Source organism: Yoonia sp. JB2-21 (assembly GCF_055693545.1).
Genome location: NZ_JBVFUC010000001.1, coordinates 1,728,013 through 1,746,971, shown reverse-complemented (window position 1 = coordinate 1,746,971; position 18,959 = coordinate 1,728,013). Strand labels below are relative to the sequence as shown.

Sequence of the window (18,959 nt, the reverse complement as noted above, 5' to 3'; positions counted from 1 at the left end):
GCGACCCTAGTCCAGCAGATCAATCGCGTTGATCAAAGTCGGATCGAACTGGCCTTCTTCTGGCTCAACGATTGTTTGCGCTGCGGCCAGCTCTTCAAGTTTGGCTGTCACGGCTGTTTCTTGCAATTCGGCGGTGATCTCGCGGCGTAGGTCATCAAGTGTCGGGCGCGGTTGGACGCGGGTATCCAGCAGTGTCGCAACATGCCATCCAAACTGCGTCTCAAACGGGTCAGTGACGCCGCCAACTTCGAGCGCTGTCACGGCCTCTTCGAATGTTGGGACCATCGCACCGGCGCCAAACCAGCCAAGATTACCGCCATTCGGTCCGGTTGGCCCGGTTGACACATCGCGCGCGACCTCTGCAAATTCGGCACCTTCGTCAATACGCACCTTGGCGGCAATCGCCTCTTCCTCGGTTTCGACCAACAGGTGTGCGGCGTTGAATTCAGGAATATCGACGGCATCTTCAAAGCGGGCATCATAGGCCGTTTGGATATCCTCTTCTGTGATAGAGCTTTCGGCGATTTTTGTAATCACCTCGCCTGCTTCCAAAGCGCGACGCTCGTTGTTCATCATATAGTCGATTCTGGAAGGCGTCTCTTCCAGCTCATCGGCCAAAAGCTGCTGTTGGATCAATTGATCAACAAGCCCGTCAAACAGGACCTCTGGTGGGAACTGCTCGTATTGCTGCGGTAATTGCGTGCGCGCGATGATCACCTCGCCCAAAGTGATGTTCGTGTCGCCCACAGAGGCAACAACGGTATCTGCAGTCACGTCCTGGGCAACAACCCCGGTCGACAGCACAGTAGCCACAGCCGTAGCACCCAAAAATGTAACATGTTTCAGCATTAAACGATCCCTTGATAGGCCGCGCCAGTTCGCAGCGTTGACACTGTAGTAGTGGCCCCTTACATCCCAAAGATGCCCTGAGGAGGCCCCCGTAGTTCCGTATTCTTTGGCCCTTTCTATGTGGCCTGCACCGGGCCTACAAGCGACCTCCTCTCAAATAGATGTCAGACAGGCGCCCCTGCGCCGCCGGAGAGAATATGCTGGGTTTCGGAACGATTGCCAAAAAGGTGTTTGGCACCGCAAACGACCGCAAAGTCAAAGCCGTGCGCCCCTTGGTTGATCAGATCAATGCGCTGGAGCCTGAGTTCGAGGCGTTGTCTGACGAAGGCATCAAAGAGAAAACAGAAGAACTTGCCAAACGCGCAATGGGTGGCGAAAGTCTTGATGATCTCTTGCCGGAAGCGTTCGCGAACTGCCGGGAAGCGGCGAAACGTGCCTTGGGCCTGCGTGCGTTTGATACGCAGCTCAAGGGCGGCATCTTTCTGCACCACGGTAATATCGCCGAGATGAAGACTGGTGAAGGTAAAACGCTTGTTGCGACCTTCCCCGCCTACCTGAATGCCCTGACCGGCAAGGGGGTGCATATCGTCACCGTCAACGACTATCTGGCCCGTCGTGACGCAGAGTGGATGAGCAAGGTTTACGGCGCGCTTGGCCTGACAACCGGTGTTGTCGTGCCCCAGCAACCCGATGATGAGAAAAAGGCGGCATATGCCTGCGATGTCACCTATGCGACCAACAACGAATTGGGTTTCGACTATCTGCGCGACAACATGAAATCAGATCTGGACCAGATCTATCAGCGCTATCACAACTTTGCGATTGTGGATGAGGTCGACAGTATCCTGATCGACGAGGCGCGGACGCCACTGATCATTTCTGGCCCTGCCCAAGACCGCTCTGAGATGTACGAGACCATCGACAAGGTGATCCCAGATGTACTGGACGAGCATTTCACTTTGGACGAAAAGACCCGGCAGGTGACGTTTAACGACGAGGGCAATGACTTTCTCGAACAGAAGCTGAGCACGACTGGTTTGCTGCCCGAAGGTCAGACGCTTTATGATCCGGAAAGTGCCACGCTGGTGCATCATATCAATCAGGCACTGCGGGCGCACAAGCTTTTTACCAAGGACAAAGACTATATCGTGCGTGACGATGAGGTTGTGCTGATCGATGAATTCACTGGTCGCATGATGGCAGGACGCCGTCTGTCGGATGGTTTGCACCAAGCGATCGAAGCCAAGGAGCGCTGTTCTATCAAGCCTGAGAACGTGACGCTGGCCTCTGTGACCTTCCAAAACTATTTCCGCCTTTACGACAAATTGGGCGGCATGACGGGTACAGCTGCGACTGAAGCCGAGGAATTTCAGGAAATCTATAATCTTGGCGTGGTCGAAGTTCCGACTAACCGGCCAATTGCGCGTATTGATGAGGATGATCAGGTTTACCGGACCGCCCGCGAAAAGTTTGAGGGCGTCGTGGGCGAAATCAAAGACGCTCATGCAAAAGGGCAACCCATTTTGGTTGGGACAACCTCGATCGAGAAATCCGAGGCTTTGGCAGAGATGCTGCAGGCCGAGGGAATCACCTTTAACGTTCTGAACGCCCGCCAGCACGAGCAGGAAGCACAGATCGTGGCTGATGCGGGCAAATTGAACGCGGTGACAATCGCGACCAACATGGCTGGTCGTGGTACCGATATTCAGCTGGGTGGTAACGTGGAAATGCGCGTCTTGCAGGCGGTCGCAGAAGATCCCGATGCCGACATCGAAGCGCTCCGCGCCCGGATCGAGGCAGAAGTTGCTGACGAAAAAGAAAAGGTGAAGGCAGCTGGCGGCCTGTTTGTGCTTGCGACAGAGCGCCACGAAAGCCGCCGCATCGACAACCAGTTGCGTGGCCGTTCTGGCCGTCAGGGTGACCCCGGTCGTTCCGCGTTCTTCCTGTCGCTGGAAGATGACTTGATGCGGATCTTTGGTTCTGACCGCTTGGACAAAGTGTTGTCCGGTCTTGGCATGAAAGAAGGCGAAGCGATTGTGCACCCTTGGGTGAACAAATCACTGGAACGTGCGCAGGCCAAGGTCGAAGGTCGCAACTTTGACATCCGCAAGCAGCTTTTGAAATTCGATGATGTCATGAACGAACAGCGGAAAGTGATCTTCTCACAACGCCGCGAAATCATGGAAGCCAAAGATCTGTCCGAGGTCACGAAAGACATGCGTGACCAAGTCATTGATGATTTGGTTCATGACTTTATGCCTCCTAAAACCTACGCAGATCAATGGGATACAGAAGGCCTGTACGCCAGCGTGATCGAACATCTTGGCATGGATGCCCAAGTTGTTGAATGGGCCGCAGAAGAAGGTGTCGACGACGACGACATACGCGAACGTCTAGAGGACGCGGCCGACAAGTACATGGCCGAAAAGGCAGAAGCCTTTGGCGACGATACGATGCGCAATGTCGAAAAGCAGCTGTTGCTGCAAACCATTGATGCAAAATGGCGCGAACATCTTTTGACGTTGGAGCATCTGCGTAGTGTTGTTGGGTTCCGTGGCTATGCACAGCGTGATCCTTTGAATGAATATAAGACCGAAGGTTTTCAATTGTTTGAAAGCATGCTCGACGGTTTACGGACGGATGTGACGAAAAAGCTGGCACAGATCCGGCCGATGTCGAAGGAAGAACAAGAGCAGATGGTTGCCCAGATCCGTCAGCAACAACAAGCAGCGGCGCAAGCGGCTGCAGCGGCTGCGGCACCAGCGATGTCAGCGGCATCCGAAACTGGAGAGGCCCGCGAAGGGTTTGACGAAAACGATCCAGCAGCCTGGGGCAATCCAGGGCGCAACGATAGCTGTCCTTGCGGATCTGGTAAAAAGTTTAAGCATTGTCATGGGCGTCTGGCCTAGTTTTTGACATAATTGGGACACGCTAAGGCCTTTGGCCGGTCCCGCTCATGTCATGCTCAACTTGCATCCCGTACAGTAGCACGCTGCCGTGAGGGATGGGGATGTCTCGCTTAACGACAATAAAATCTGTTGCATCAACTTTGACGATCGCCGTCGCGGTTGGGTTTGTCGTGCAATACGATGAAACCTCACCAGTGATCGGCGCAACCGAGGTAGGACCCGGCTATAACAAGGCGCCACGCACTTTGATGATGTCGACAAATACTCAAGGTGAGGCTGTGTTTGGTGTCCCTGACGTGGTGACGACACCCCTGAACCATGCAGCGAACGTGCAATCTGTTGTTGCGGTTGACGTGGTCTATACAGAACTGGACGTGCCCGAAATAGGTGTGATTCTGGCGACGCCTGTCATTGGTTGCGACACTGCCCTTACGGCAAACCGTCAACCGGCTGCATTTGTTGAATTGAATATCGTCAGCCCCTGTTCGCCGGGCGCAGATTTTGTTGTTCATCACGAAGGTTTGGCCTTCTCAGCGACAACAGACAGTAGTGGTGAGGCCGTCGTTTCAGTGCCAGCCTTGGTCACCGATGCGGAATTCACCATCTCAATTGATAACGTGATGCAAGCCAGTACCAGCATCTTTGTTCCAGAACTGCGTCAATATGATCGTGCGGTTTTGCAGTGGGCCAGTGCAAACAATATGCGTTTGCATGCTCTTGAAAATGGTGCACAGATTGGTGATCCCGGCCATGTGTGGTCGGCGTCTGTCCACACTGCGCAGGACACGCGTGAGGGGCGGCATGGGTTTGTCGCCTATCTTGGCGAAACAGATGTCGAGATCCCTTATCAGGCTGAGGTTTACACATTTCCCGCTGGTCAAATGAACCGCGACGCTGTTGTTGACTTGCGTGTTGGTGTCAGCGTGAGTGAGAACAACTGTGATCGCGAAGTTGACGCGACAACGATTCAAACGAACGCTGGTCAAACATTGGTAAAGTCTGAGATTACCGCGCTTATGCCTGGTTGCGATAAGGCAGGAGAAGTCGTCTTCTTCAGCGATATGTTTTCTGACCTGACGTTGGCGTCGCGCTAAGCCTGATCGTCAAAGAGACCAAGCGCACGAAAACTGGTTTCGTTCGCCTTTCCGATGATTAAATGATCATGCACTGATATGTTCAGGGCCTGCGCGGCTGTGTCGATCTGTCGTGTCATGTGAATGTCGGCATCAGACGGTGTCGGATCACCTGACGGATGGTTGTGCACAAGGATTAGCGCGCTGGCATTGAGTTCGAGCGCACGTTTAACAACCTCGCGCGGGTAGACCGGAACGTGATCCACGGTACCCTTTGCCTGCTCCTCGTCCGCAATCACGGCGTTTTTGGTGTCTAGAAACAAGATGCGAAACTGTTCCGTTTCGCGATGCGCCATTGTGGTGTGACAGTAATCAAGCAGCGCGTCCCAACCAGACAAGACATGTCGCTGCATGACTTTTGAACGGGACAATCGATGCGCAGCGGCTTCGATAATCTTAAGTTCGGTTACGACAGCACTGCCAACACCATCGACATGCGACAGTTGCGCGGCGGGCGCTGACAGGACGCGGTTAAAGTCGCCGAAAGTGTCGATCAGTCGGCGTGCCAAAGGTTTCACATCCTGACGTGGGATCGCACGGAACAGGACCAGTTCCAGCATTTCATAGTCCGGCATCGCTGCCGCACCACCAGACAAGAACCGTTCGCGCAGGCGCTTGCGGTGGTCGCGCATGTAAGACGGGACCTTGCCTTTGGCCAAAGGCAAAACCTCGGTCACATCGTCATGGTCTGAAAAGAGAGAGGGTGCTTCGGCAAAGTGGGTCATTGCTGCACCTTGCCAAAGAGATGGTTACTGCGCGGTTAACGCTTTAGCTCTTCATCGAGTCCCAGAAGCTTTTGACGGAGTCAAAGAAACTCGACCCCTGTGGGTTGTTCTCTTCACTGAGCTTGTCAAATTCCTTGAGGATCTCGCGCTGGCGCGATGTCAGTTTGACGGGTGTTTCGACGGCCAGTTCAATAAACATATCGCCTATGCCACCACCCCGCAGGGCGGGCATCCCCTTGCCACGCAGACGCATCTGGCGGCCTGATTGCGACCCTTCGGGTACCTTGACCCGGCTGCGGCCACCGTCAATTGTCGGCACTTCAATCTCACCACCCAGCGCGGCGGTCGCGATGGACACGGGCACGCGGCAGTATAGGTTGGTGCTCTCGCGTTCAAACAACGCATGATCCTGCACTTCGATAAAGATATAAAGGTCACCGGTGGGTCCGCTACGCATCCCGGCCTCACCTTCGCCAGCAAGACGAATGCGCGTGCCGGTTTCAACGCCAGCGGGGATGTTCACCGAAAGGGACTTTTCTTTCTCAACGCGTCCCTGACCATGACAGGTCGTGCAAGGGTCCTTGATCGTCTGGCCCATGCCGGAACATGTCGGGCAAGTGCGTTCAACGGTAAAGAAACCCTGCTGCGCACGCACCTTACCCATGCCTGAACAGGTGGGGCAGGTTTGCGGTTCTGATCCGCCTTCGGCACCGGTACCATTGCAAGACCCACAACCAACGGCCGTTGGCACGGTGATGGTCTTTTGCATGCCGGCAAAGGCATCTTCGAGGTTGATGCGCAGGTTATAGCGCAGGTCATTGCCGCGCTGCGCGGCACTGCGACGACCACCGCCGCCACGACCGCCCATGAAGTCGCCGAACAGATCGTCGAACACATCAGAGAACGCGCTGCCGAAATCACCCTGACCGCCGCGTGGCCCACCGCCGCCGCCCATACCGTTTTCAAAAGCGGCATGACCATAGCGGTCATAGGCGGCTTTCTTGTTCTCGTCCTTCAGGACTTCGTAAGCCTCATTCGCCTCTTTGAATTGGGCTTCTGCATTTGGATTGTCAGAGTTGCGGTCTGGGTGCAGTTCTTTTGCCTTTTGGCGATAGGCCTTTTTGATGGCGGCTGCATCAGCCCCTTTGGCGACACCAAGAACATCGTAATAATCGCGTTTTGCCATGATTGGTTTTCCCCTCGGGAATGGAAAAGACCGGCCCTTGACGCGGGCCGGTCAATTCTCAAAGGCACGCGGCCTTAGTTGTCACGCTTGTCGTCATCCAGATCTTCGAAATCCGCATCAAGGATCTCTTCATCTGCGCCCGGCGCATCAGGCTCTGCTTCGCCTTCGGCCTCTTGCTGCGACTTGTAGATCGCCTCGCCCAGCTTCATGGCGGCTTCCGTTACGTTCTGGACACCAGATTTGATCTTATCTGCGTTTTCAGTTTCCAGATCGTCCTTGAGCGCGGCAATCGCCAACTCGATCGCTTCGATCGTAGTTGGGTCTACCTTGTCGGCATGCTCTTCCATCGACTTTTCAGTCGAGTGGATCAGGCTCTCTGCCTGGTTTTTAGCATCCACCAGCTCACGGCGTTCCTTATCGGCCTCGGCGTTGGCTTCGGCGTCTTTGACCATTGCTTCGATGTCATCATCCGACAGACCACCAGAGGCTTGGATCGTGATCTTCTGCTCTTTGTTGGTGCCTTTGTCCTTGGCCCCTACTTCCACGATACCATTGGCATCGATGTCGAAGGTCACCTCGATCTGCGGCATACCGCGCGGTGCTGGCGGGATGTCTTCAAGGTTGAACTGGCCCAACATCTTGTTGTCAGCGGCCATCTCACGCTCACCTTGGAAGACGCGCAGCGTCACGGCGTTCTGGTTGTCTTCAGCGGTCGAAAAGACCTGAGATTTCTTTGTTGGGATCGTTGTATTGCGGTCGATCAGGCGTGTGAACACACCGCCAAGGGTTTCGATACCCAAGGACAATGGTGTCACGTCGAGCAGAACCACGTCTTTGACGTCGCCTTGCAGAACACCGGCCTGAATGGCGGCACCCATCGCAACCACTTCGTCCGGGTTCACACCTTGGTGGGCTTCCTTGCCAAAGAACTTGGCAACTTCTTCCTTCACCTTTGGCATGCGGGTCATGCCGCCGACTAGGACAACCTCGTCGATATCGGATGTGGACAGACCAGCATCCTTGATCGCCTCTTTGCAAGGCTTCATGGAAGACTTGATCAGATCGCTAACCAGACTTTCCAGCTTGGCGCGGGTCAACTTCATAACCATGTGCAATGGCTGACCGTCGGCCCCCATCGAAATAAACGGCTGGTTGATTTCAGTGCTGGAAGACGAAGACAATTCGATCTTCGCTTTTTCGGCGGCTTCTTTCAGACGCTGCAACGCCATCTTATCTTTGGTCAGATCGACCGAGTTCTCTTTTTTGAACTCGTCGGCCAGATAGTTGACGATGCGCATGTCAAAATCTTCACCACCAAGGAATGTATCCCCGTTGGTGGATTTCACTTCGAACAGGCCATCGTCGATCTCAAGGATCGTGACGTCGAATGTACCGCCGCCAAGGTCATAGACTGCGATGGTCTTGCTGTCTTTCTTATCTAGACCATAGGCTAGGGCAGCCGCTGTCGGCTCGTTAATGATCCGCAGCACTTCGAGGCCCGCAATCTTACCGGCGTCTTTTGTGGCCTGACGCTGGGCGTCGTTGAAATACGCAGGCACGGTAATGACCGCTTGTGTCACGTCTTCGCCAAGATAGCTTTCGGCGGTTTCTTTCATCTTACCAAGGATGAAAGCAGAGATCTGGCTGGGAGAATATTTCTCACCCTTGGCTTCGACCCATGCGTCGCCGTTGCCGCCATTGACGATTTCGAACGGCATGTTCTTTTTCTCTTTGGCCAGGTCCTTGTCGTCGAACCGACGACCGATCAGACGCTTGACCGCAAAGATTGTGTTTTCAGGGTTGGTAACAGCTTGGCGTTTTGCCGGCTGACCAACAAGGCGTTCATCATCTGTGAACGCAACAATAGATGGCGTTGTGCGCGCACCTTCAGAGTTTTCGACAACACGTGGCTTTGCGCCATCCATGATGGCGATACAGGAGTTCGTGGTTCCCAGGTCGATACCAATAACTTTGGCCATTTTTCAAATCCCTCTACGTTAGGCGGTTTGAGCAGCGCGAGCCCATTTTCGGCACTCGTGCCAGTTACAACTTGCAGTTCAGCGCTTGGCCCTGAATTGCGATCTTGGCGTATATAGGGACGCGTTATTCGGGCTGCAAGCGTCAGAACACCTGTAAACCGTGTAAAATAACGGAATTTCTTTTGTCTGGTGACGCTGCGTGCGCTACCGGCCCGCAAACCAGCTCAGAGAAACATGTTCGCGCGCAAAAAACTCGCCCATCAGACCGATCATGATCAGGACAAGTGACAGGTACAAAGGATACTCAACATTCGTGAATTGCGGGTTGTAGTGCAGAAAAACAGCGCCGCGTAGCTGGTCAATTGTGTGGAACATTGGGTTCCAATCAAACATCGCAATCATCGTGGCGGGCAGTGTGTTTACAACAAACAACTTGCCCGATGCGATCATGTTGATGCGGATATAGATTGTCTTAGAAATGTTTACGAAGCGTGGAAACCAGTGTTTGACCGCGAGGAAAACCATCCCGACACCAACCCCGGACAGCCACGACAGCAAGAATATGCCCATCGCCGGTATCGGATCGTGGATCGTGATCGGGTTCAGTAGCAGATGGTAAAGCGACAGGATTATGATCAGCGCAATGATTTGAAGATAAAGCGCAGAGAGCGCGGCCCCGACGATAGCGACGATTGTGTTCATCGGGCGATGCAACATCATGGGCGAGGTGGGCCCGGCGGCGCCCATGACTGCGTTCACGGTCTTAATATGCGTCAGATAAACAAAGATACCTGTCGTGATGAACAGCATCATATCGCCACGTATTGGCGAGCTGCGCAGGCCCAGAATTTGATAGAAAATCACGAAGGCCACAATCATTACCGCGCCTTGCACAATATTCAGTGCGACCGCGATCACCGCGCTGCGATGCCCGCTGCGGGCACGTCGCACGATGGTGTGATAAATCACCTCGGCCATGCCGATCATGCCGCGGGCCGATGACTTGTGGATGGGCGATTCGAACATTGCTGGTCCGTGTAAGGGTCAGTGTCTTGTTTCGCACGATAACCTTGCTGATCGCTTGACGAAACACCATAACGGCCCGATCAGGGGATTTTGATAATTGGTGGTGTAATATGAACTTCGACAAGCTGACCCAAGTGATGCGCGAACTAGCTTTGCAGGCCGGTGACAAGATCATGGAAATCTATGCAGCGGACGATTTCGAAGTGCGCTCCAAAAGCGATGAAAGCCCCGTGACGATCGCGGACGAAGCCGCTGACGCGATCATCAGCGCCGGCCTGCGCGCGGCCTTTCCTGATGTGGCGTTGGTGACGGAAGAACAAGCCGCCTCGCACGGACAATCTGTGAGTACCTTTTTGATCGTCGACCCATTGGATGGCACGAAGGAATTCATCAAAAGGCGCGGCGATTTTACCGTGAACATTGCCTATGTCGAGGACGGCATACCGGTGCGCGGTGTTGTCTATGCCCCTGCAAAAGACCGCCTTTTCTATACAGATGCCGAAGGACAGGCGGTTGAAGAAAGCGGGCCATTCGCCAAAGAGCAGGTCGGGCAGACAGCACCCATAGCGGTCTCTTCGCCCGACAACGCGGCCTTGTTGGTGGTTGCCTCCAAGTCGCATCATGATCAGGCGACAGATGACTACATTGCGAAATACAAAACGGCAGACATGAAAAGCGCGGGATCCTCATTAAAGTTCTGCCTTGTCGCGACGGGTGAGGCTGATTTTTATCCACGCTTGGGGCGCACGATGGAATGGGATACCGCTGCAGGGCACGCCGTTTTGAAGGGCGCGGGCGGTGACGTCGTACGCTTTGACGATCATACACCGCTTGGGTACGGCAAACCGGAATTTGAAAACCCGTTTTTCATCGCTTACGCACCCGGTGTTGCGTTGGAGAAACCCTGATGTCAGTTCTCATCGTGATACCGGCGCGTTACGCGTCGTCCCGTTACCCCGGAAAACCATTGGTCGAATTGCGTGGCGCAAGCGGTGAAGCCAAAAGCCTGATCCGCCGTTCCTGGGATGCGGCCAGCGAGGTGGCGGGTATCGATAAAGTCGTCGTGGCGACAGATGATGACCGCATCGCAGAAGCTTCCAAGGCGTTTGGTGCAGAGGTTGTGATGACGGCGACCACCTGCCAAAACGGAACGGAACGCTGCGCTGAAACGCTCGCCAATCTTGGCGAAGCGTATGATATTGTTGTGAACTTGCAGGGCGATGCGCCACTGACGCCTGCGTGGTTTATCGAGGATTTGGTGCAAGGGTTGCGTGACAATCCGGGCGCAGATGTCGCAACGCCGGTGTTGCGTACCGAGGGGCGCGCCCTGAATGGATTGTTGCAGGATCGTCGGGAAGGTCGCGTCGGTGGAACAACCGCCGTTTTTGGAGCTGACAATAATGCGCTATATTTCTCAAAAGAGGTGATTCCCTTCACGGGGCAATCTTTTGGCGACGACGATGAAACACCGGTTTTCCATCATGTCGGTGTCTACGCATACAGACCAAAGGCGCTTGCCGCCTATACAAATTGGCCAGCAGGCCCGTTGGAACTACTTGAAGGGCTGGAACAGTTACGATTCTTGGAACGGGGTGTGCCGATGCTGTGTGTAGAGGTTGCCGCCAAGGGCCGTCAGTTCTGGGAGTTGAACAATCCGGAAGACGTGCCTCGGATCGAGGCGATGTTGCTGGAAATGGGGCAAAAATAGACGCAATTGAGGCAGGTAAGGTATACCACCATCAGCAATTGTAGTTGTTTTGTCTTATTGTGGACTTCTTAGCGGTCTAGCTTGTGCTAGTAGTTAGAACAAAGGTGTTGTTATGAATAGAAAAGTCTCAAAGGCGATTTTTCCAGTGGCAGGTTTGGGAACGCGATTCCTTCCCGCGACAAAGTCTGTCCCTAAAGAGATTATGACATTGGTTGACCGTCCATTGATCCAATATGCGATCGACGAGGCACGCGCAGCCGGTATTGAAGATTTTATTTTTGTCACGTCGCGCGGCAAATCTGCGCTCGAAGATTATTTTGATCTTGCTCCTGATCTTGAAGCGTCTCTGGAACAGGCCGGCAAGACAGAATTGCTAGAAATTCTGCGTAACACGAATATGGACAGCGGCACGATCGCCTACCTGCGTCAGCATAAGGCGCTGGGCCTTGGTCATGCCGTATCTTGCGCCAGCAAATTGATCGGTGATGAAGCTTTTGCGGTTATCCTGACGGATGACGTCATTGCAGCGGAAAAGCCGTGCTTGCAGCAAATGATCGAGGCCTATCAGGACACCGGCGGTGCGATGGTTGCGACGATGGAAGTGTCGCCCGCGCAGACCTCGTCTTATGGTGTTTTGGATGTGGCGGAACAAAACGGTCCTATCGTCAAAGCGAAGGGCATGGTTGAAAAACCGGCTGCTGGCACGGCGCCATCAAATCTGGCTGTTATTGGCCGGTATATTCTGACACCACAGGTTCTTGCTAATCTGGAAACTGTTGGGCGCGGGGCTGGCGGCGAAATTCAGTTGACCGACGCCATTGCGGCAGAGATCAACTCGGGTCGCGATGTTTTTGGTTATCGCTTTGACGGGCAGCGTTATGACTGCGGTTCCAAAGCAGGGTTCTTGCAGGCGACGGTTGCTTTTGCCCTTGCCCGCGATGAATTGCGCGATGAGTTTGCGGATTTTCTGGCCCAGATGCATACGGTCAACAAGGCCGCACAGTAAGGTGAAGACACATGCCCGTGGGGCCCAAAAGCCTTTGGCATGCATACCGTCTGCGTTGGAAACGCAGGCGGTTTCTATTTCGGATATGGCGCAAGCGTCGGCAGATCACCGCAGCCGTTGATCGTACGAACCTGATAGCGCCCGATGCGATCCTTGCCTTTGCAACGGTCCGCAATGAAATGGTACGGCTGCCCTACTTTCTGGAACATTATCGCAGGCTGGGTGTTGACCACTTCCTTTTTGTCGACAACGACAGTGATGATGGCACCGCCGAATACCTTGCCGCACAGCCCGACGTTTCAGTTTGGCACACGGCGGACAGCTATCGCCTGGCCCGCTTTGGCATGGATTGGGTGGGTTGGCTGCAATGGCAGCATGGGCACGGGCGTTGGTGTTTGACCGTCGATGCGGATGAGTTGCTGATCTACCCGTCACATGACACCCGCGATCTTAAGGCACTTACCCGCTGGCTGGATGATCAAGAGTGCGCGTCATTCGGCGCCATGATGCTGGACCTTTATCCCAAAGGGCCGCTGGCCGATGTTACCTATGAACCGGGCGATGATCCGACGCAGACCTTGAACTGGCTTGATGCTGGCAATTACCGTCATCAAGTGCATCGCTACTATGGAAATCTATGGATACAGGGCGGCGTGCGTGAACGTGTATTCTTCGCCGATGAACCCGCGCGCGCGCCAACATTGAACAAGACGCCCTTGGTGCGTTGGTCGCGCCGCTATACTTATGTCACTTCAACCCATCAGATATTACCGACGCGATTGCATGACGTTTTTGACTTCGAGAGCGGAAGCAAAACAAGTGGTGTGTTGTTACATACCAAATTTCTGCCAATCATCGCCGCCAAATCAAAGGAAGAACTGCAACGCGGGCAGCACTTTCAGAATACCGCACTCTACGCCGACTATCATGAACGGTTAACCAAAAACGCAGATCTTTGGTATGAAGGGGCGACCAAATACGAAGGTGCAGACCAACTTGTCGACATTGGGCTGATGTCAAAAGGGCGTTGGGTCTGATATGCAGTGCTGCAACGGTAGGCATAGGTAAAGATCGGCTTGGGCATTTGGACATCATATCGGCTGCGGTGGCAGCGCAAGAGGTGGCGGATGCGTGCCTTGCGCAAGGGCCGCGAGCTGACTTCTGCCGCTGACCGGACCGACCGCATCGCGCCTGATGACATCCTGCTTTTTTGCACGTTTCGCAACGAAGACGTGCGGTTGCCGTTCTTTCTCGACTACTATCGTAAATTGGGCATCAACCACTTCCTGATGATTGATAATGGCAGCGAAGATGCGGGTCATGCTTACGCGCTGGAACAGCCCGATGTCTCTCTCTGGAAAACGGATGCGCCTTATGGCGAGGCGCGCTATGGTGTCGATTGGCTGACATATCTACAGGGCAAATATGCAGATGGGCATTGGGCCCTGACCGTCGATGTGGACGAGTTCTTTGTTTACCCGTTCTGCGACACTCGGCCCATTCGGGCCTTGGCCGATTGGCTGGATGCGTCCGGCGCGCGGTCCTTCGGGGCGATGCTGCTGGATATGTATCCCAAGGGACCCGTTGGCCAAACCCAGTACGCCCGCGGTGATGATCCGTTTGAGACAGCGAATTGGTTTGACCCCGGCAACTATATTATGACCAAGAATAAGTTGCTCAAGAACCTCTGGATTCAAGGCGGACCCCGCGCCCGCAACTTCTTTGCCAGCAAGCCCAAACAAGCGCCGGCGCTGAACAAAATCCCGTTCGTGAAATGGCGCAAACCCTACGCCTATGTCAGTTCCACCCATATGATGCTGCCGCGCGGGTTGAACCTTGTTTATGATCAGCAAGGTGGCGAAAAGACCTCTGGCATCTTGCTGCATGCCAAGTTTCTGAACACCTTCAACGACCGCGCCACCGAAGAAGCAAGGCGCGGCGAGCATTATCAGGCAGGGCGCGAGTATAAGACCTATGCAGAACGCCATGGCACCGACCCCGACTTGTGGTGCCAATGGAGCGAGCAATACATCAACTGGCGACAGCTTGAAATTTTGGGCCTGATGTCCAAAGGAAACTGGGCATGAGCTTGGGAGTCATCATGCTGGTGCACACTGGTTTCGACCGGGCGGAACAGATGGTGCGCCATTGGGCCGACGCTGGATGCCCTGTTGTGGTGCATGTCGATAGCAACGTGCCGGCGGGCGAGTATGATGGTTTTGTGAACGCGCTTTCTGACCTTGCCGATGTGCGGTTCTGCGCCCGGCATCGGTGTGAGTGGGGCACATGGGGCATGGTGGCTGCATCGCAAGAAGCGGCGACGCTTTTGCTCGAAGATTTTCCGGATGTGCAGCATGCGTATCTGGCCTCGGGTTCTTGTCTGCCCCTACGACCTATCGCAGAACTTCGCAGCTATCTGGATGACCATCCAGACACAGATTTTATCGAGAGCGCGACGACAGCGGACGTGCCCTGGACAGTTGGCGGCTTGGATCGCGAGCGTTTTACATTGCGGTTTCCCTTTGCTTGGAAGAAGCATCGCCGCCTTTTCGATACCTTTGTCAGCCTACAGCAACTTGTCGGCTATCGGCGCGCAATCCCGGACGAGATAACCCCGCACATGGGGTCGCAATGGTGGTGCCTTACCCGGCAAACACTCGACGCGATCCTGCAAGACCCAAAGCGCGAGGTCTATGATGCCTATTTCCGGCAAGTCTGGATCCCTGACGAAAGCTATTACCAGACCTTAACGCGCTTGCATGCCCGCAAAGTTGAAAGCCGGTCGCTGACACTGGCAAAGTTCGACTTCCAAGGTAAGCCGCATATCTTTTTTGATGATCATCTGGAGCTTTTGCAACGCTCAAACAGCTTTGTCGCGCGAAAGATCTGGCATGACGCAGAGCTGCTTTATCAAACCTTTCCTTTGCCGCCGAACACCATGCGTGCGGCAGCAGAACCTAATTCCGGCGCTGTCGATCGGGTGTTTTCCCAAGCCGTTGATAGGCGAACGCGCGGGCGGCAAGGGCTCTTTATGCAAAGCCGTTTCCCGAGTGTGGATCGGCAAAATGCTATCGCTGCGGCACCCTATGCGGTTTTGCAGGGCCTGAGTGATGTGTTTCCAGATTTCCAAAGTTGGCTAACCAAACAGACGGGCGCGCAGGTCCACGGGCATCTGTTTGCAAAAGATCGTGCGCATTTCGCTGACGAAAGCGAAGTATATCGCGGTGGATTGTCCGATAGTGCGCGCCTGCGCGACTATAACGGCAAGATGTTCCTCACAAACCTGATCTGGAATGCCCGCGATGAACATCACTGTTTTCAGTTCGGGCCAGCCGACACGCAAAAGATTCGATGGACACTTGCCAAGGATACCAACGCCAGCATCTGGGTTGTTTCTGGCGCATGGTCCATTCCGCTGTTTGCATCGGGGCGGTCCGCAAGTGAGGTTCGGGCCGAAGCCGCGCGTTTGCAGAGGATCGAGGATAAATTCCTGAAAGTACTGCGCTCGCCCGACGCACATGCGCGGATCAAGATTATGACGCTGGCGGATTTTATCGAGGCACCGATGGAAGTGCTGCAAACTATCATTGACGATATTGCCGGGCACCGGGGCAATGCACTGAAAGAGGTACCCAAGATGCCGGATTTGACCGGTTTGCCTGACTTTTTGCAGGATCTTAAAAACCAAGGGATGCATCCGTTTCTGACCGGGGATATCACTGCCTCGAATACGCGGCAGTCGACGGCGGAACCGCGTCGCAAACCTTATGTGATCAGTGGCGAATGAGCAGATTTGACTACTTTGTTTTGCTGGCAGAGATGCGGACCGGGTCCAACCTGCTTGAGGCAAACATCAACATGCTGGACGGCGTCAGCTGCCACGGCGAGGCCTTCAATCCATCTTTCGTGGCCTACCCCAAGATTGATGCCTTGCTGGGTGTGGATCGCGATGCACGCGAGAAGGACCCAATCGCGTTACTCGAGAAAATCAAGTTAAGCGATAGTATTGCCGGTTTTCGGTTCTTTCATGACCATGATCCGCGCGTGCTGCACGTCTGCATTGATGATCCGCGCTGTGCCAAGATCATCCTGACACGCAACCCTTTGGACAGCTTTGTCAGTTGGAAAATCGCGCAGGCGACGGGCCAATGGAAACTGACAAACGCAACCCATTCCAAATCAATGTCGGTGGAGTTTCATCCAGCGGATTTTGAGGCTCATCTGGAGGCCATCCAAGCCTTTCAGGTCCGTATTCAGCATGCTTTACAGATCAGCGGGCAAACCGCGTTTCACATCAACTATGATGACTTGCGTGATGTTGATGTTTTGAACGGGTTGGCACGGTTTCTGGGCACCGATGCGCGCCTGTCGAATGTGAACAAGAAGCTGAAGAAACAAAACCCGGAGCCGTTGGACCAGAAGGTCAGCAACTTTGACGACATGAAAACGGCGCTGTCTCGTCTGGATCGGTTCGATCTGGGACGCACCCCCAACTTTGAACCAAATCGCGGTCCGGCCATTCCAACCTACGTGGCTGCCGCGCGGTCCGGTGTGTTGTATATGCCGTTGCGGTCTGGCCCGGACAAAGCGGTCAAAAAGTGGTTGGCTGATTTGGACGGCGTCGCAGTTGATGCTTTGATTGAAAAATTTTCTCAGAAGTCACTGCGTCAGTGGCAAGAGACAAAAGGTATGCATCGCAGCTTTGCAGTTTTGCGGCATCCGATGGCGCGCGCTCATGCCGCCTTTTGCGACCGCATTCTGCTGGATGGTCCGCGTAGCCTGCCGGAAATTCGCGCCAACCTGATCAGAGTGCATAAGCTGAAAATCCCGGAAACGGCCCCCGACCTCAGCGATCAGAGCACATATTCGGACAAGGCGCACAAACGGGCCTTTGTGGGGTTTTTGAAGTTTCTGAAAACCAATCTTGCAGGTCAAACCAGCATTCGGGTTGATCCATCATGGGCCAGCCAGCTGACACTTTTGCAAGGCATGGCGCAGTTTGCTGTGCCGGATATTGTGATGCGTGAGGACAGCCTGGCCGCTGAGCTTCGGCATCTTGCCAAGACTTTGGACATAGAAAAGTCACCCGCGCTGCAAGATCCGTCGCACCGTTGGCAGGCGCGTTTGATGTCGATCTATGATGCAGATGTCGAAGAGGCCGCGCGCGACGCTTACGCGCGTGACTATGCGGCATTTGGTTTTGCGAATTGGGCTTAGGCGGCTTGCGACGCTTCAACCTCTGTCAAAATTGTATGCAGGGTGCTTGCGTCGCTGTTGGCACGCAGTTTCGCGCAAATAGATTGGTCACGCAGCGTCCGCGACACCAATGCCAGCGCTTTCAGATGGTCCACGCCGGCGTTTTCTGGCGCGATCAATGCAAAAACCAGATCAACAGGCTGACGATCAACGGCATCAAAGTTCAATGGCTTTTCAAGACGCAGGAAGAGGCCAAACACTTCTTTGGCTTCTTCCAGTCGCGCATGTGGAAGGGCGATGCCTTGTCCAACACCCGTCGGTCCAAGGCCTTCGCGTTCGATCAATGCTTCGATGACTGTCGTCGGATCCAACCCATAGCTTGTGTTGGCCAATTCACCCAGATCATGGAAAAGACGCTTCTTGCTTGTGCAAGAAGAAATCGTCTTCACGGCATTCGTTTTCAGAATGGTGCCAAGTTGCATTGATCGTGTCTTTCAATTGATAGTCTGGTTAGCCCGACGTACGTGGGTCGATCCAGCCGATGTTTCCGTCGTCACGCCGATACACGACGTTTACTCCGCTATGTTTTTCGTTCCGGAAAACCAAAACCGGAGCACTCGCAATTTCCATCTGCATGACCGCTTCGCCAACAGACAACGACGGGATTTTCGTCTCCATCTCAGCGACGATCATTCCACTGACCGAGTCGTGTTCAGCTTCGTCCGACTCTTCCCTTGATTCGAGGATATATGACCCCGCGTCTGAAAGTTCAACTGGCTGTGAACGCTCTTTGTGGTGGTCTTTGAGGCGGCGCTTGTAACGGCGCAACTGCTTGTCCATTTTTTCGGAACTGGCATCGAAAGCTGCATAAATTTCAGTCGCTTTGCCCGTCGCCTGCGCGTTCAAACCGGTGGATAGATGCACAACAGATTCGCAGACATATTCATGGCCAGACTTTGAAAACACGACGTAAGCTTCGGTCGGTCGTCCGGCATATTTGCTCAGGATATCGTCCAACTCGGTCTTCACGTGGGTTTGCAGGGCTGCACCAATGTCGATTTGCTTTCCGCTGATCTGGTAACGCATCGTTTCTCCTTAAGTGGTAATGATATTGCCAACAAAACTAGCCCAAAAAATGGAACAAATTGGGCAATGTCATATGAGTGGATCACGATAACATCCCGATTTTATTAAGCTTATCCACATTGTCCGGCAGTGTGCCAGCGACGATGCGGGGAAAGA

The 18,959-nt window shown here is 54.2% G+C and carries 16 protein-coding genes; 9 read left to right on the top strand and 7 right to left on the bottom strand.

What is annotated here, in order from left to right:
* Positions 1-6 precede the first annotated feature (6 nt).
* The gene (locus ACZ1G5_RS08765) at positions 7-849 is read right to left on the bottom strand and encodes a peptidylprolyl isomerase (RefSeq protein ID WP_472732473.1); all 843 of its coding nucleotides are present in this window, start codon (positions 847-849) and stop codon (positions 7-9) included.
* 197 nt (positions 850-1,046) lie between these two features.
* On the opposite strand from ACZ1G5_RS08765, the gene secA reads away from it, so the two are divergent.
* Both secA and ACZ1G5_RS08755 read left to right on the top strand, forming a co-directional pair.
* The gene (secA, locus tag ACZ1G5_RS08760) at positions 1,047-3,758 is read left to right on the top strand and encodes a preprotein translocase subunit SecA (protein ID WP_472734304.1); all 2,712 of its coding nucleotides are present in this window, start codon (positions 1,047-1,049) and stop codon (positions 3,756-3,758) included.
* A 140-nt stretch (positions 3,759-3,898) separates the two neighbouring features.
* Positions 3,899-4,852, top strand: a complete 954-nt coding sequence (locus tag ACZ1G5_RS08755) for a hypothetical protein (RefSeq protein ID WP_472732472.1) — start codon at positions 3,899-3,901, stop codon at positions 4,850-4,852.
* Here ACZ1G5_RS08755 and radC read toward each other — a convergent pair.
* The 4 genes from radC to ACZ1G5_RS08735 all read right to left on the bottom strand — a co-directional run bounded on the left by radC (position 4,849) and on the right by ACZ1G5_RS08735 (position 9,807).
* Complete coding sequence (gene radC / locus ACZ1G5_RS08750; protein WP_472732471.1) at positions 4,849-5,616, bottom strand: RadC family protein; 768 nt, start codon at positions 5,614-5,616, stop codon at positions 4,849-4,851. The genes ACZ1G5_RS08755 and radC overlap by 4 nt on opposite strands.
* Before the next feature lie 43 nt (positions 5,617-5,659).
* Positions 5,660-6,802, bottom strand: a complete 1,143-nt coding sequence (dnaJ, locus tag ACZ1G5_RS08745; protein WP_472732470.1) for a molecular chaperone DnaJ — start codon at positions 6,800-6,802, stop codon at positions 5,660-5,662.
* Between the two features lie 74 nt (positions 6,803-6,876).
* Positions 6,877-8,781, bottom strand: coding sequence for a molecular chaperone DnaK (gene dnaK / locus ACZ1G5_RS08740; protein ID WP_472732469.1), 1,905 nt, complete (start codon positions 8,779-8,781; stop codon positions 6,877-6,879).
* A 204-nt stretch (positions 8,782-8,985) separates the two neighbouring features.
* Positions 8,986-9,807: an ABC transporter permease gene (locus ACZ1G5_RS08735; protein WP_472732468.1), complete on the bottom strand. Its 822-nt coding sequence runs from the start codon at positions 9,805-9,807 to the stop codon at positions 8,986-8,988.
* 110 nt (positions 9,808-9,917) lie between these two features.
* Between ACZ1G5_RS08735 and cysQ the strand changes: the two genes are divergently transcribed.
* From cysQ to ACZ1G5_RS08700, 7 genes are all read left to right on the top strand, one after another.
* Entirely contained in the window at positions 9,918-10,715 is a 798-nt protein-coding gene (cysQ, locus tag ACZ1G5_RS08730; RefSeq protein ID WP_472732467.1) for a 3'(2'),5'-bisphosphate nucleotidase CysQ, read from the top strand.
* The gene (locus tag ACZ1G5_RS08725) at positions 10,715-11,515 is read left to right on the top strand and encodes a 3-deoxy-manno-octulosonate cytidylyltransferase (RefSeq protein WP_472732466.1); all 801 of its coding nucleotides are present in this window, start codon (positions 10,715-10,717) and stop codon (positions 11,513-11,515) included. The genes cysQ and ACZ1G5_RS08725 overlap by 1 nt, the downstream gene beginning before the upstream one ends.
* Positions 11,516-11,627: 112 nt before the next feature.
* Entirely contained in the window at positions 11,628-12,521 is an 894-nt protein-coding gene (gene galU, locus ACZ1G5_RS08720) for a UTP--glucose-1-phosphate uridylyltransferase GalU (RefSeq protein WP_472732465.1), read from the top strand.
* Between the two features lie 11 nt (positions 12,522-12,532).
* On the top strand, positions 12,533-13,558 hold the full coding sequence (locus tag ACZ1G5_RS08715; protein ID WP_472732464.1) for a glycosyltransferase family 2 protein: 1,026 nt from the start codon (positions 12,533-12,535) through the stop codon (positions 13,556-13,558).
* A gap of 90 nt (positions 13,559-13,648) precedes the next feature.
* Positions 13,649-14,608: a glycosyltransferase family 2 protein gene (locus ACZ1G5_RS08710; protein WP_472732463.1), complete on the top strand. Its 960-nt coding sequence runs from the start codon at positions 13,649-13,651 to the stop codon at positions 14,606-14,608.
* Positions 14,605-16,308, top strand: coding sequence for a DUF5927 domain-containing protein (locus ACZ1G5_RS08705; protein WP_472732462.1), 1,704 nt, complete (start codon positions 14,605-14,607; stop codon positions 16,306-16,308). The genes ACZ1G5_RS08710 and ACZ1G5_RS08705 overlap by 4 nt, the downstream gene beginning before the upstream one ends.
* Positions 16,305-17,738, top strand: coding sequence for a sulfotransferase family 2 domain-containing protein (locus ACZ1G5_RS08700; protein ID WP_472732461.1), 1,434 nt, complete (start codon positions 16,305-16,307; stop codon positions 17,736-17,738). The genes ACZ1G5_RS08705 and ACZ1G5_RS08700 overlap by 4 nt, the downstream gene beginning before the upstream one ends.
* On the opposite strand, the gene ptsN is transcribed toward ACZ1G5_RS08700, so the two are convergent.
* On the bottom strand, positions 17,735-18,199 hold the full coding sequence (ptsN, locus tag ACZ1G5_RS08695) for a PTS IIA-like nitrogen regulatory protein PtsN (RefSeq protein ID WP_472732460.1): 465 nt from the start codon (positions 18,197-18,199) through the stop codon (positions 17,735-17,737). The genes ACZ1G5_RS08700 and ptsN overlap by 4 nt on opposite strands.
* 28 nt (positions 18,200-18,227) lie before the next feature.
* The gene (hpf, locus tag ACZ1G5_RS08690; protein ID WP_472732459.1) at positions 18,228-18,803 is read right to left on the bottom strand and encodes a ribosome hibernation-promoting factor, HPF/YfiA family; all 576 of its coding nucleotides are present in this window, start codon (positions 18,801-18,803) and stop codon (positions 18,228-18,230) included.
* Between the last annotated feature and the right edge of the window lie 156 nt (positions 18,804-18,959).

Coding starts and splice junctions, on each gene's coding strand:
- ACZ1G5_RS08765 (WP_472732473.1), bottom strand. CDS start 849: ATGCTGAAACATGTTACATTTTTGGGTGCTACGGCTGTGGCTACTGTG.
- secA (WP_472734304.1), top strand. CDS start 1,047: ATGCTGGGTTTCGGAACGATTGCCAAAAAGGTGTTTGGCACCGCAAAC.
- radC (WP_472732471.1), bottom strand. CDS start 5,616: ATGACCCACTTTGCCGAAGCACCCTCTCTCTTTTCAGACCATGACGAT.
- dnaJ (WP_472732470.1), bottom strand. CDS start 6,802: ATGGCAAAACGCGATTATTACGATGTTCTTGGTGTCGCCAAAGGGGCT.
- dnaK (WP_472732469.1), bottom strand. CDS start 8,781: ATGGCCAAAGTTATTGGTATCGACCTGGGAACCACGAACTCCTGTATC.
- ACZ1G5_RS08735 (WP_472732468.1), bottom strand. CDS start 9,807: ATGTTCGAATCGCCCATCCACAAGTCATCGGCCCGCGGCATGATCGGC.
- cysQ (WP_472732467.1), top strand. CDS start 9,918: ATGAACTTCGACAAGCTGACCCAAGTGATGCGCGAACTAGCTTTGCAG.
- ACZ1G5_RS08725 (WP_472732466.1), top strand. CDS start 10,715: ATGTCAGTTCTCATCGTGATACCGGCGCGTTACGCGTCGTCCCGTTAC.
- galU (WP_472732465.1), top strand. CDS start 11,628: ATGAATAGAAAAGTCTCAAAGGCGATTTTTCCAGTGGCAGGTTTGGGA.
- ACZ1G5_RS08715 (WP_472732464.1), top strand. CDS start 12,533: ATGCCCGTGGGGCCCAAAAGCCTTTGGCATGCATACCGTCTGCGTTGG.
- ACZ1G5_RS08710 (WP_472732463.1), top strand. CDS start 13,649: ATGCGTGCCTTGCGCAAGGGCCGCGAGCTGACTTCTGCCGCTGACCGG.
- ACZ1G5_RS08705 (WP_472732462.1), top strand. CDS start 14,605: ATGAGCTTGGGAGTCATCATGCTGGTGCACACTGGTTTCGACCGGGCG.
- ACZ1G5_RS08700 (WP_472732461.1), top strand. CDS start 16,305: ATGAGCAGATTTGACTACTTTGTTTTGCTGGCAGAGATGCGGACCGGG.
- ptsN (WP_472732460.1), bottom strand. CDS start 18,199: ATGCAACTTGGCACCATTCTGAAAACGAATGCCGTGAAGACGATTTCT.
- hpf (WP_472732459.1), bottom strand. CDS start 18,803: ATGCGTTACCAGATCAGCGGAAAGCAAATCGACATTGGTGCAGCCCTG.